Raw genomic sequence first — 14052 nt, 5'->3', positions numbered from 1 at the left:
TTACCAGTAAAAAAACACACTAATAATATGTGCGGTTAACACTCCCAATAGCGCAATGCTGAAGGGGATATGAACGACCAACCAGACATGCAGCAGAGTCTGCCAGTGCATGTCGAGGCGTAAACTATTCAGCAAGGTTTTACGCTGGCTAAGTACATCCAATAAGGCTTGTAACTTCTCATGTTGCTCCGCACTGTGCTTAGGTTTAGGCAACTCATGGGCAATATAAGAAAGCAGTGCTTTTTGATCGCGGTTATCAACCAAATTTAATGGCGCGGATGCATCTAACGAGACGCGCGACGAATCCTTAGCGCGAATTTGCGCAAAAGTGCCGCCACCCAGTGTGGTGTGCTTTATCGCCGAGCCGACGGCATTTTGAATCTCAATGGGAAGGTCAGCGGCAATGATCACAGCTTCCTGATTAAAGCCATCGAACTGACGCAGCATATTTTCACGCGATAGATTTTTACGGTTACTTTCCATCGCACTTGGCAGCATTAAATACAGCCATAAACCGTACATACCACTGACGATGACGATTACCATCAGTACGTATGCCAGCGTATGAATATTCCAACCAAACTGATAACCGCAATGCAGAGTGCCAATGAGCAGAAGCACTAAGCCCAAATACACGTGAGCCGACGTCCAGCCTTGCACCGTGCCTAACGATGAGCGATAGCTACGCTTGCGAATACCGAGCAAGGTTAGCCAAACAATAATCAGCGCACCTAGCGTACCTAAGGTATATCCCTGCCACGTACCGCCATTGGCAGGGTTTTCTGACGTCATGTAAATACCGCTACAGATAATCCCCAATCCCAACGCAATTTTGCCGTACATCGAATTGTTGAATAACAGAATGTTCTTATTCAGCGCCACGTTATTGCACCTTCAGAATGTCGATAAACTGATCGGGAGAAATACGTTTTGCTGCACCGGTAGGGCACGATCGCACACAGGCAGGGCCACCAGAAAGATCTTTGCAGGAATCGCATTTAACCGCTTTTTTACCCTGCGCTTCACTGGCCTGTCTTTTCTTATCAACGGGCTTTTCACCGGGCCGACTACCTAAGCCTAAAAACATCCACGACCAAACGCTGTTTTTCTCGCGCTGCGGATACGCCATATGAATAACGTCGTACACACAGTTGCTCTCGCAGTTACCGCAACCAATGCAAGTATCATCAATAAAGACTTCACCACTGGGGGCACGGTGAATGGCATTGGCAGGGCAATCTTTCATGCAGTGCGGACTTTCACAATGACGACAAGCCACCGGCACCTGTAAATCGGCAAAGCCAACACCAGCTTTTCGATTTAAACGAGAAATACCACCGTGAGTTTCGGCACAGGCCACCTCACAGTTGTCGCAGCCGACACACAACTTAGTATCAATCACTAACGCATTGGTCGCTTCACCTAAACCTTGATCCATTAAGAAGGAAACTCGGTTATTACGCTGATTATAGGTTTGCACATCGGTATTAGTGAGTAAGCGCTGAGCAGCCGCTTCTTCGACTTTTGCGCGACCTACATCGTCTTGGGCAAAGAGCGCGTTTAACGCATCTTGCGATAATTCGATGGTTTCAACTTGGCTTACTGCAATTGCTGACTCATGGCGCAAAGGGCTACCGAGCAAAGCCATTTCACCAATCACTTGAGCAGTTTTGGCCTGACTCAAGCTGATGGGGACACCGCCAATATTCTTCTGTAAGTTCACCGTGCCGCTACGAATTAAAAACAACTTATCGCCGCGCTCGCCTTCTTTATAAAGGTAATCGCCTTTCACATAGCGATTGAGCTTAGTGGCGTGCGCAATTTGACGGATATCAAACACGTTGCCGCGTGGCGCAAAGAAGCCTTGCAGTGCGCGGGTAATAAACACCCAGTCGATACCTAAACGAATCTCATCGTTGGAGTTGACCAATTTGAGCATGGTACGACGCGGGGTTTCTAATAAAATGCAGTCTTTCTTGGCGATGGCGTCACCGTTACGCGGACGGCCAGAAATCAGACTCATCTCACCAAAAAACTGACCTGGGCCTAATGTAAAGGTGAGGTACTTACCTTCTTTATTCTTAACGCGAATATCCACTTCACCTTCAAGGATGGTAAAGAAGGTATTGGAGTAATCTTCGTTGCGGAAGAGAAAATCACCTTCTGCAACAGCAATAGAAGGGCGTAAACGGCCACGTGTGTCGTTACGCACCAACTGATCTAACGAGCGTTGTGCCTCTGCCATTTCTGCTTTGGGGAAGCTAACGTGCAAATCACTTTCGTTGAGTAATTCGCGCAGCAGCAGGGCGTTCATCTGCTGGAACATAGGGATCTGCTGCTGCAGCAGTTCGATCACCTCTTCAACATCACGATGGTAAGGTAGCAAGGCAAAGCGGGCGGCTAATAATTCGTGATCCACTGGGCGAATATTATTGCCCAGAATAAATTCAATCACGTCGTAGCCTTGGTTCATCGCCTGCTTAATCAGCGGATAACCGGCCAAGGCACCAATAATGTATAAGCCGGGAACGTTGGATTCGTATTTCGACGACAGCACAGGAATCGCATCTGGCTTATCGCTTGGAAAAGTAATACCGCATTTTTCGACAAAATCGCGCGGCGCGATTGCCCCCAAACGACCGATTACACGATGACAACTGATGGTTTTTAGACCGTCAGGGGTTTTCAAATCAATCTGCAGCTTACAGCCGTCTTGGGTGTATTCGCGGACTTCGCTAACGCCCGCATCGTAAATACAGGAAAAGTCCAAGCGCTTGTTGTTAATCGCAGCCAGCACGCCATTAAGGTTGCCTTCTTTTGCACGCGAGAATTCCGAACGACGGTTAACAATATACACTTTATTATTACGGGCTAACGCCAAGGCGTTTTCGATAGCGGCATCACCAGCACCAATCACAACGATGGTTTGCTCTTTGAATTCATCGGGATCCGATAGGGTATAAGCGACATCCGCTAAATCTTCACCAGCAACGCCGAGCTTGCGTGGGTTACCCTGCAAGCCAATCCCCAATACCACAAACTCTGCCGAGATTTTTTCGCCATTTTTTAAGTTGATGGTGAAGTCACCTTGAGTGCCTTCTACGCTAACAACTTCGGCGTTGTAGCGGATATTAACCTTGGATTCTTGAACACCACGATTCCACTCATCAAGAATGCGTTCGCGGGTGTTAATTTCAAAATTTAAATCGCTACGCAAATCAATGAACCCAGGCTCAGCCATAACGTGCTTTCCTTTTTGGTATTCATCAATCGTTTTGGAAATTCGCGAGAAGCCTTCTAGCAGGATATAACTAGGCTCAGCTCGGCCAGTTTGTTGATCATGATAGGCAGCACGAGCGGCAGCACTTAGCCCAGCGGGGCCAGAGCCAATAATAACAATATGATATTTGCTCATGTGAAGCTCCAAGCCCTTTACTGTTATCGTTATTATTTATCGCTGTTTGGTTATGCGCGTAGCACACTACCGCGCTCTATCACTATAGATCGTAATTTTATGTAAAGTGCGGGGGGCGTAGGCTAACAAAGGACGTTAGAAGCGTCTACTGAATAAGAAATTTGACGCCAATGACGGCATCCAATGCCCCATAGCTGTTGAACGATATCAACTAATTAATATCGACATTATTGCGCTCCAGAAGAGGATCAGATTCACCGTGCACTTCTATTTTACACGCTTAATCGCTTCGCGAATGATGGTTAACCTCTCGATATCTTGCGGTAACAACAAATACTTTTGCGCATAAATCATGGCAAACTCTGATTGTCGCAGGGCCGCCTTGCGAAATACGTTCGCATCATTTTGCACCAAAGCCAGTAGAGACTTCTGTAACCGCAACTGAACTTCGACAATACCCGCGCCATCACGCGCAATAGGCGAGAAAATGTCATCGAAGAGGTCATTAGTTGATAGTGCCGCAACACGCACATTAGGGAAGTGAATGTTCTCATCATCGTCTTCTAGGCATTTGTGATCCTTCCAAAGACACATTAACCGTACGGAGCGAGTAAGCACATCGATAGCCGTACCGGCATCATTGACCCCCGGAGACAAAGCACGTGAGGCAATTTCAGCCAACACCTCAAGTCCAAAGCGGGGATCTTGATCAAAAGAACGGTTCACCCCAATAGAAAATGCAATACGCATTTTCGCGCACGATTCCTCTGATATTTCCTTGCTACACCAAAGCACGGCCTCTGCTGGATGCACAAAGCTGCCCGGCTCTACCAGCACGGCGAGCTCAAGATCATCACAACTCGCAAGTTCATTCAGCTGACCTACGTCGATATGACGAACATAGCCAGTACAAGGCATATACAGGCAGCGGCCGCCACTCGGTTTTTGCCAATCGCTAGGCAACTGTTTAGCGCCAAGATGAGGATTGTCTACCCTACTTTTTAACGCTGCAGAGGCTGCTTCTTCTGTCCTTGTTATCGTTTCACCGACACGTCCAAAAACGGACAGATGTTCAATCCAACGTAAAATAGTTGCCAGAATAATAATCACTACAGCAATGGTAACCAAAAAGAGAATCAGTCGGCCGTTCTCCCCATATAAGCCGGTACTGAGCGCGATAATGCCTACCAAGCTATACAAGAAAGAACCAAGAAAGGTGGCAAGTACGTTTTGAGTGGTGGTGTCTTGACGTACCAATTGTGTCGCGCGCGGCGTAGCACCCGTACTTGCGGCACCATATGCCGTGACCATAACACTCAGAGAGAAGGTGGTGACCGCTAACATACTCGATGCCAGGATATTCAAAATCGAACCCACAGAATCACTGCCGACGCTATAGGGTAACGAGCCGGTAAACATATTTTGAATGGGAATCGCAACCAAGGCCGTGACGATGGCCAGCACCGCGAACAAAGACGCACGAACCCATAACGTTCGGGTCAGCTGACTCAGCAGCCATTGCCATTTACTCAACATGTATACGACTCACTGCTATATGGAGGGATTAGTATATCAAGAAAGCAGCATCCTTGATTTCATACAGGTAGTTCAAAATACGCTGCCATATTCAACGCCGTGAGCGCCGCCCAGAACGAGAAGCCAGCATCAAAGGAATGGTAACGGATAACCAAATAATCAGAGGAATGATGAAGTACGACAGCTGTACTTCGTCGAACATATTTGACTGCAATACGATCTGAAATACGGTGAAAAAGATCATACCGCCAAAGTAAAATAAGCCATACACCAGCCACTTAGGCAGGGCACTTGAGCCTGATTCAACAATACGGCGGGCGACCTTTACCGACTGATCTAAAAAGAAATACAAGGCCATCGTAGTAATCGCCACGGCGATAGCATGCCGCAAATACCCATCCCAGTAGCCTTGCTGCGATGAGTTATCCAATAGCGAACTGCCGCTATAAATCGCATAGAGGCCAGTCAATATCGTGGATAAACTGGTGAGAATCGTAAGGTAATCTGCTAACGCGGTGCGGATTTGAGTCATTGCAATTAGTCTCTGCTAGCCCTGCTGATTTATTGTATTTATTCAGCAGGGCTAAGTGGTGTGGCTATCTGATCAATGGCCTAATGCTAGCTGAAAGTGTTCGCAGGCTAAGGTTTCATCCCCCTCGGCCAGCATAACTTTACCCATTTCAGCATGCAGCTCTGGCAAACCTTTAATACGCAGTCCTGTTTGCAAATACTCGCGTGCTTTTTCAACGTTGTTTACTCGCAGAGCCAATCGTCCAAGCACCAATAACAGCACAGGGTCATTAGGGCGTTCTTGTACCTGTTGCTCAGCAAACAAAAGCTGCTTGTTAGCATCGGTACTTTTAAGACGACCATATATTTCAATCAACTCATCATGCCATACGTATTTCAAACCGGTGCGCAGGGCTTCTTCCGCTTTGCTTTCTTGATCGGTTTCTAACAGCAAATCAATGTAGCGTTTCATCACCGGGAAGGTGTAACGCGTGTCACGAGCGATAGACTCAAACGTTGAGGTTAAGTTACTGCCTTGAATATTTTTAGCGCGATCCAATAGTTGCAGGCTAACATTTTCTTCTAGCTTCTTTAAATCATCTGCTGGAATTTTGGTGGCTTTTTTCAAGGTCGGCAGTAAATCATTAAGAGCTACCCAGTCTTCAAGATCTTGGTAGGTTTTGACAATCAATTTAAGAACGTACGCATGACGCGGATGCTTTTGACGCAGCTGTAACAATACGGCTAACGCTTGCTCATGCTGCTTACGCGATTGCAGTAATTGAACTTGGGTAATACCTACGGCTAGCTCAGAACCTTTAGTGCTTTTACTCGCGGCTTTTAACCATTCATCCGTTGCTTCGGTTTTGCCTTGCTCGTAAGCCGCACGTGCCGCAGCAAGATAGTTAATCATTGGCTGGTCGGCGTCTTTGGCGCTACCGCTTAACTGACGCTCAGCTCGACGCCACTGCCCTTGCGCCAGAGACAACAAACCACGCGTAGTTTGATGACGCGCACGCACACTACGACGATGACGACGCCATGAGTTAAAGCGACCATCGCTCTGCAATACAATCAAAATAAAGCGAATGGTCCAATAAAGCGCAATCAAACCGCCAGCCAATAACACCAAGAACAACCATAAACTGGTTTCTAAGGTGTAGTTGTAAAAGCTCAGTAATACATAGCCTGCATCAATATAATAAAACGCACCGGCTAATAACCCAGCCGCGGCAACAAACAGAATTAGCGGAACAAGAAGGATCATTCAGTTCCCTCCTCGGCTTTTACCGCTGCCGCTGGCACTACGGTGCCGCGACGTTGCTGTTCGACTAAGGTTTGCAGCTCTAGCAATGACGCAGAAATATCTGGACGCGCTGGCGCAGCGTTCCAAGCCTGAAGCTCAGTCAATGCAGCATAAGCGGCACGCGTACGCTCATCTGACATCATTAGATATTCATCCAACCATTGGTGCACACGCTTCAAGCTGTGTTGATACAAATCGGTTTGTTCACGCAACAAAGCAACCTGAGCTTGTTCTAGCATCAAGCGCATATTTTGCTGTAAATAGTACTGCTGGTCGGGGGTTAACGGCGCAGCAATAGGCGCGGTACGCTCGCGAATGCGAACCATGCGAGTTACGTTGTCTTTAACGTAACGCCAAGCGTTCCAGTACCAAGTTTGTTCTTCTAAAGGAATCGGTGCGACATCTTGCGTTTGCGGCTCAGCAATTAATTTTTCTGGCATCCATGGCAAGCCAGTTACTTGTTCCTGTAATGCCTGAATGCGCAGAATCGCACCAACGCGATCAATCGCCGGTACTGCACGCAAGGCTAAAATTTCGCGAGCAATAAGCGCGCGAACTTTATCCATACGAGGATTGCGAGTTTCAAGTAGTACATTATCCGCAGCGCTCAGCATGCTCAAAGCACCATCCCAATCACGCTCCAGTTGCAAACGCTGATTGGCTAAACGCAACAGATATTCTGCTTCAGCGAGCAACCAGTCTTGGCGCTCGGCACCTGGCAACTTACCTAAACGATCGGTGTTATGTGCAACTTGTTCTTGTAGCTGCTGTGATGATTTTGACAACGACTCGGCGCGACCCATTAATTCATTTTCACGCGCAGATGTTTGATCGAGTGTTTGCAACGCCGTATTAAGATGATCACGCAACACCGCAACCTCTGCAGTGGTACTTTGCTGTTGCTGCCACCCCATCCAAACGGCAAAACCCATAATGGCGATAAGAACCAACATCAGGACCAAATTGATCCAAGACAAAGGATGAGCGCTGCGCTTTTCAGTCGCTGGCTTTTTTTCTTTTGCTGCTTTTGAGACCTTAGTTTCCAAGATCTCGCCTTGTGGTTCGTTACTCACGGTGTTTTTCCTTTCTTATGAAACCCAGAGGTCTCCGTCATTCATCTGCTGAATACCATGCCCTAAGGCTGGCTAAAGTATCTTCATTACGAGCACTGGCCGCAACCAATACACATCCGTAACCTGCGCTATTTGCACGCTCGGCAACGCGTTCACTCGGCACCAATATCCCCGCAACCTGCAGGGCAAGATCAGTTACCTGTTGTTCGGCAATATCCAGTGCCTGACCACTACTTAACAGTAATAGTGGTTTCTCCTCTAAAACTTCATGCCACTGCGCCTGACTGTACGGCACTTGGGTGCGCTCATACAATTCAGCGTATTCAACTACAGCACCCCGTGCACGCAGCACTTCTGCTAAGGTTTCACGCCCGCCCACGCCGCGCCAAATTAGAATCTTACGCCCGCAAATGGCATCTTCTTGCAATGCAGCAGCGGCAAGTAAGCCCTCACTATCAAAACGAGTCTCTGGCATAACGACAGTCATGCCAAAATTCCGCAACGCATCTGCCGTGGTCGGCCCAACGGCGTACCATGCAATACCAACAGGGCATTGCGGCCAATACCGATCTAACCAGTCAAGCCCACACTCTGCCGCATTTTGGCTAATCGCAATCACAGCGTCGTAGTGATCAATATCTAAGAATTGGCTACGCAAGCGCTGGCTCGCTGCACTGCGATCGTCGGAAAATGGCACAATATCAATCAAAGGTTGATGACGTACTTCAATACCCATCGCCGCAATAGCCGCAATTAACTCGTCGGCTTGATCGCGCGGACGCGTCACCACGACGACACGACGATCAAACTTAGCCAAACTACTTAACCTCGTGGCCATAAACGGCGCTGAGAATAGCACCCGCCCCCTGAGCCAACAGGTCCTCTGCGGCCTTTATGCCCATTGCTTCGGCATCGCTAGCGACACCTTCACACTCGGTACGTAAAACTTGTAGACCATCGACACTACCAACTAGACCACGCAAGTGAATTTTCTCACCGGTACGTTCGGCATAGCAGGCGATAGGCACTTGGCAGCCGCCCTGTAAGCGACGATTCAAGGCGCGCTCGGCCAACACACAGCTGGCAGTAATGTCATCGTGTAAGGGTTTTATCAAATCGTGAACGGCGCTGTCATTGGCTCGCCATTCAATGCCTAAGGCACCTTGGCCACCCGCAGGTAGCGATTGCTCGGCAGGAATGAAGCTAGCGATACGCTCATCCATTTCCATGCGCAGCAAGCCCGCAGCGGCCAGAATAATGGCATCAAATTCACCCGCATCCAATTTGCCTAAACGCGTTTGCACATTACCGCGCAAGCTTTTAATCACTATGTCTGGGCGTTGCTGCTGAATCTGGCACTGGCGGCGTAAACTTGAAGTGCCCACAACGGCACCCTGTGGCAGCTCTTCAATGGTTTTGTAAGCGTTAGACACAAACGCATCCAGAGGATTTTCGCGCGCACAAATAATGCCAAGCTCTAAACCTTCTGGAAATTCCATCGGCACATCTTTCATAGAATGCACGGCAATATCGGCACGGCCATCCAGCATGGCGACTTCTAATTCTTTAACGAACAGACCCTTACCACCAATTTTAGCCAGCGGTACATCTAAAATTTTGTCGCCTTGAGTCGTAAAGGTAACCAGCTCTACTTCCAAGCCAGGGTTCAATTCAATAAGACGAGCTTTAATGTGCTCGGCCTGCCATAAGGCGAGGGGGCTTTTGCGCGTCGCAATACGCAGGGTCTGTACCGATGTCATAACCATCCTAATACGGATAAATTCCGCGTGTAGCGCCACCAATTATCCGGCGGCCAGTGAATGTCGTTGGCGGCATGATAGCAGGCAGCGAGGATTTGCAGAAATCCTCACCCAGCTTTGACGATTGAGGCCTAAATTGTGGCCTAGCAGGAGTGACATATAGTGCCGATCAGGAGAAACGGACGAGCGGCTTTTACAGCTGCTTCATGATCTTACGTAAGCTAGGTAAGTGACGACGACTCACTGGCAGACCGCGTTCTAACCCACGCAGATATAAAACGGCGCCGTGGTCGTTTGTTTCCAAACGTTCAATACTTTGACGCGTCACCAAAGTGCTACGATGAATACGAATCAGCTGCTCACCGAATTCATCTTCAAGTTGGCGCAAGGAATCATCAATCAAGGTTTCACCTTGGCAATGAACCACGCTGACGTACTTCTGGTCGGCACTGAAATAGAGTATCGAAGAGACCGGTATCAACTGTAACCCTATATGGGTTTTAGCACTGATATGAGTACGAGTCGCGCTCGATATCGGAGTCGGTACTGCGCTGCCAAGACGTTCTACTGCGCGTTTCAGCGCGCGTGCCAGATCTTCTTTACGAATAGGCTTAAGCAAGTAATCTGCTGCATTCACACGAAATGCATCTAAGGCATGCTCGTCGTAAGCGGTACAAAAGATCACCACCGGAGGATTGGCAAACTGTGCAATCTCTGCCGCAGCGGCTAGGCCGTCCATCCCTGGCATTTGAATATCCAATAACACGACATCAGCCCGGAATTGACTCAGCCACGACAATGCAGCAAGTCCATTCGCGGCCTCGCTTACACATTGGAAATCGCTATGCTCCAGTAATAAACGCTTCAACCGTTCGCGTGCTAATGGCTCATCGTCCACTAGCAGCACTCGATAACTCATGTCGCCTCCTCATGCGAATCATCTGGTATGAATATGCTGACATTATAGCGCTGCCCTAGGTCTTCTATTTCTAGCCTTGCACGTCCACCGAACTGAGCGTCTAAGCGCGCCTTAATATTTTGCTGGGCAATGCGATTCCCCGGTGTCGTAGTCGGGCCGGCTTGCTTAGTGTTGCTCACTTTAATAAACCAACCTGGCTCACTATGACTCGCCTTGCTACGACTAACATACGTTAGTGAAGTGCAGATTTCGCCATTCTCGATGGAAGGTTGAATACCGTGGTATACGGCATTTTCCAATATGGGTTGCAGCATCAATTGTGGCACTTTCACATCCGGCAGACTGTGAGGCAATTCCCAAACCACCGTCAACCGTTCACCTAAACGCGTTTGTTCAATATCTAAATACCCTTGCCCTAAAGCGATTTCTTCAGCCAAAGAGGTTGGCGTATCCCCTGCTTTCAATACAGCACGAAAAAGCTGTGCAAGGTCGAGCAACATACGCTCCGCTTTTTCGGGATCAATCACAATCAGTGAAGCAACAGTATTGAGGGTGTTAAAAAAGAAATGCGGACGAATATTCGCTTGCAGTGCCGCAAGACGCGACTTCAATTCTGCCTGAGTTTTCAACCGCCACTGGCTTTGCACATAGAAATAGCGCAGCCCCATCGCGGCAAAAATTCCGCTAACGAGCATATTGCGCATAATCCAAGACCAGTCGATGCTTTGAGTGTATTGCGGCCAAATGTAGTCTCCCAGCATCGATACCAATAAAGTCACCAGCTGAATAATAGCCATGGCTAATACGCTAGCCCCCCACGTTGGCAGGCGCGCAAGCAAGGTACGTGATTGACATAAGATCGCGACCGACAGCAGGGCCACCCACTGCACAAAGAATGACACCAAAGCGAAGCGCGGAATAGAAAAACTGGTCAGACCGCTTTCTACCAACGTGAGCGCCAACACCAGACCTTCCGTCACCACGAGCAGTATAAGAATCGCCCGTGCATTACAAAGATCCGGCAGGAAGAAACTTTCCAATAAGCGCTGTTGTTCTATGTGACCGAGACGATTCACGCGGGTGCCTTTTGCTATTTATTCGAGCTAACCATCATTAGGTTAACGCTAGTCTGTCGTGCGCGCGCCTCAGCAGCAAGCATACTCATACGCAAAGCTGCACAAACGGCGACATTTCGCCTGCCAAACGGTTATAATTCGCGCCATTATTTATCCTCCACGCCGTTTATCCAGATTTATGAGGTGCACTATGTCCGATCAAACCACCAACGCTTCTTGGGGAGGCCGCTTTACCGAAGCGACCGATGCCTTTGTTGCCCGCTTTACTGCGTCGGTGGACTTTGATCGCCGCATGTACCGCCAAGACATCTTAGGTTCCATTGCCCATGCGAAAATGCTGTGCAAAGTCGGCGTATTAACTGAGCAAGAACGCGACGATATTTTGCGCGGTCTTGAAGAAGTGCGCATTGAAATCGAACGCGGCGAATTTGAATGGTCAGTGGCTTTGGAAGACGTTCATATGAACATCGAAGCCGCACTGACCAAAAAAATCGGTATCACAGGTAAAAAACTGCACACTGGACGTTCGCGTAATGACCAAGTTGCCACTGATATTCGCCTATACCTACGCGACGAAATCGACAGTATCAGTGCTGAACTAACTCGCCTACAGCAAGGCTTGATCGAATTAGCAGGAAAAGAAGCCGACACTATCATGCCGGGCTTTACCCATCTGCAAACAGCGCAGCCAGTAACCTTTGGTCATCACTTATTGGCATGGAACTCTATGCTTGAGCGTGACTACTCGCGCTTGCAAGATTGCCGTGCACGGATGAATCAGTTGCCATTAGGTGCTGCTGCCTTAGCTGGAACTACTTACCCAATTGATCGTCATTACACCGCTGAATTACTGGGTTTTGATGCACCCACAGAAAACAGCTTAGATTCGGTATCCGATCGTGATTTCGCCATCGAATTTACCAGTGCGGGTGCCTTGATCATGATGCACCTTTCACGCTTCTCAGAAGAGTTAGTGCTTTGGGCTTCCGCACAATTCCGTTTTATCGACTTACCGGATCGCTTTTGTACTGGCTCTTCAATTATGCCGCAGAAGAAGAATCCCGATGTGCCGGAATTAGTGCGTGGTAAAACCGGTCGCGTGTATGGCCACCTAATGAGCTTGCTGACGCTGATGAAGTCACAGCCATTGGCCTACAACAAAGACAACCAAGAAGATAAAGAGCCGTTGTTTGATGCCGCCGATACCCTGCGCGATAGCTTGCGTGCGTTCGCCGATATGGCCCCGAATTTAATCGCTCGTAAAGAAGATATGCGCGAAGCTGCAATGCGCGGTTTCTCTACCGCGACTGATTTAGCCGATTACGTTGTGCGCAAAGGTATTCCGTTCCGTGATGCGCACGAAATTGTCGGTAAAGCCGTGGCTTATGGTTTAAAAACTGGCAAGGACCTAAGCGAAATGTCACTAGAAGAGTTGCAACAATTCTCTAATGAAATTACCGCTGAGGTGTTTGATGTACTAACGCTGGAAGGCTCAGTTGCAGCCCGCAACCATATTGGTGGCACCGCACCTGATCAAGTGCGTGCAGCGGCGTTACGAGCAAAGGATTTAATCACTACTCGCGGCTAAGGCCTAGCTCGATCAGTAGAAAAAGGCCCGCTTATGCGGGTCTTTTTCTTTGATTTTCGCCATTAAGCTAATAATCAAGTCTATACATTTTCAGAATATCGGACATAATACGACCTCGCCGTGAGGACTAGGCGAGACAATAGCCCCGGACGGCATCTTCAATATTATTCAAAATAACTGCTCCGAGGCCTCATTAGACATCGGAGTATTTATGAAATTATTACGAACTCTTGGCCTAAGTGCCTTAGCGCTATCAATCAGCAGCTTCTCTCAGGCTCATGAAATCACTATGGGCACGACTGAAATAGCTGGTAACTCAGGCTTAGGAGTAACCAATACATCCACTGAGTTAAAGTCATCTTCATCTTCATCTTCATCTTCATCTACAACTATTGATTCAACCTCTTTCGACATAGGTTTCGGAGTTAGTTACTATTTTCGCGATAACGTAGCAGTAGGTTTACGCCAGATATACGCTTCTAAAAAAACCGAATATGAAGATGATAGTGAAGAAACACAGACCAGTTCATTACTGATTCCAAATGTATCATTTAACCTACCACTCAACGATGATGCATCTGCGAACTTTGCTGCGGGCTTCGTACTCGCTTCTCAAAAAATTGAAAATGATATTGTTGATGACAAAGCCTCAGGCACAGGGGTTAATCTAAAAGCAGAACTTCGGTACTTCTTGCGTGAAAATATCAGTTTGAATTTCGGCGCTGAATATATGGACTACTCTGTAGAATATGATGAAGCCGGCGTTAAAGTCGATACGAACGGATTAAAATTAGGTGCTGGCGCGTCTATGTACTTCTTTTAAAAATTAGTAAATTTTTATCCATAAAAAAACCCGCTTATGCGGGTTT

At 48.0% G+C, this 14052-nt stretch carries 12 protein-coding genes; 2 read left to right on the top strand and 10 right to left on the bottom strand.

Annotation, left to right across the window (positions count from 1 at the left end; genetic code table 11):
• The 10 genes from UXZ23_RS03765 to UXZ23_RS03720 form a co-directional block, all read right to left on the bottom strand.
• Entirely contained in the window at positions 1–882 is an 882-nt protein-coding gene (locus UXZ23_RS03765; protein ID WP_320819309.1) for a hypothetical protein, read from the bottom strand.
• Between the two features lies 1 nt (position 883).
• Positions 884–3415, bottom strand: coding sequence for a cyclic nucleotide-binding domain-containing protein (locus UXZ23_RS03760; RefSeq protein ID WP_320819308.1), 2532 nt, complete (start codon positions 3413–3415; stop codon positions 884–886).
• Between the two features lie 267 nt (positions 3416–3682).
• Positions 3683–4951: a DUF2254 domain-containing protein gene (locus UXZ23_RS03755; protein ID WP_320819307.1), complete on the bottom strand. Its 1269-nt coding sequence runs from the start codon at positions 4949–4951 to the stop codon at positions 3683–3685.
• Between the two features lie 91 nt (positions 4952–5042).
• The gene (locus UXZ23_RS03750) at positions 5043–5483 is read right to left on the bottom strand and encodes a hypothetical protein (RefSeq protein ID WP_320819306.1); all 441 of its coding nucleotides are present in this window, start codon (positions 5481–5483) and stop codon (positions 5043–5045) included.
• Positions 5484–5555: 72 nt separating this feature from the next.
• Positions 5556–6728, bottom strand: coding sequence for a heme biosynthesis HemY N-terminal domain-containing protein (locus tag UXZ23_RS03745; RefSeq protein WP_320819305.1), 1173 nt, complete (start codon positions 6726–6728; stop codon positions 5556–5558).
• The gene (locus UXZ23_RS03740) at positions 6725–7840 is read right to left on the bottom strand and encodes a uroporphyrinogen-III C-methyltransferase (protein WP_320819304.1); all 1116 of its coding nucleotides are present in this window, start codon (positions 7838–7840) and stop codon (positions 6725–6727) included. The genes UXZ23_RS03745 and UXZ23_RS03740 overlap by 4 nt, the downstream gene beginning before the upstream one ends.
• A gap of 37 nt (positions 7841–7877) precedes the next feature.
• Positions 7878–8657 (bottom strand): uroporphyrinogen-III synthase, encoded by a 780-nt coding sequence (locus UXZ23_RS03735; protein WP_320819303.1) that lies wholly within the window; start codon positions 8655–8657, stop codon positions 7878–7880.
• A 1-nt stretch (position 8658) separates the two neighbouring features.
• Entirely contained in the window at positions 8659–9600 is a 942-nt protein-coding gene (gene hemC, locus UXZ23_RS03730) for a hydroxymethylbilane synthase (protein WP_320819302.1), read from the bottom strand.
• Positions 9601–9793: 193 nt separating this feature from the next.
• Positions 9794–10519: a LytTR family DNA-binding domain-containing protein gene (locus tag UXZ23_RS03725; protein WP_320819301.1), complete on the bottom strand. Its 726-nt coding sequence runs from the start codon at positions 10517–10519 to the stop codon at positions 9794–9796.
• Positions 10516–11595: a sensor histidine kinase gene (locus UXZ23_RS03720; RefSeq protein ID WP_320819300.1), complete on the bottom strand. Its 1080-nt coding sequence runs from the start codon at positions 11593–11595 to the stop codon at positions 10516–10518. Before UXZ23_RS03720 ends, UXZ23_RS03725 begins: the two co-directional genes overlap by 4 nt.
• A 190-nt stretch (positions 11596–11785) precedes the next feature.
• On the opposite strand from UXZ23_RS03720, the gene argH reads away from it, so the two are divergent.
• Both argH and UXZ23_RS03710 read left to right on the top strand, forming a co-directional pair.
• Positions 11786–13183, top strand: a complete 1398-nt coding sequence (gene argH, locus UXZ23_RS03715) for an argininosuccinate lyase (RefSeq protein WP_320819299.1) — start codon at positions 11786–11788, stop codon at positions 13181–13183.
• Between the two features lie 211 nt (positions 13184–13394).
• Positions 13395–14006, top strand: a complete 612-nt coding sequence (locus tag UXZ23_RS03710; RefSeq protein WP_320819298.1) for an outer membrane beta-barrel protein — start codon at positions 13395–13397, stop codon at positions 14004–14006.
• The last annotated feature ends 46 nt before the right edge of the window (positions 14007–14052 follow it).

This window comes from Thalassolituus sp. (assembly GCF_034111725.1).
In the GTDB taxonomy this organism is placed as follows: domain Bacteria; phylum Pseudomonadota; class Gammaproteobacteria; order Pseudomonadales; family Oceanobacteraceae; genus Thalassolituus.
The sequence above is the reverse complement of the archived record's forward strand: the minus strand, read 5'-3'. Positions and strand labels throughout refer to the sequence as shown.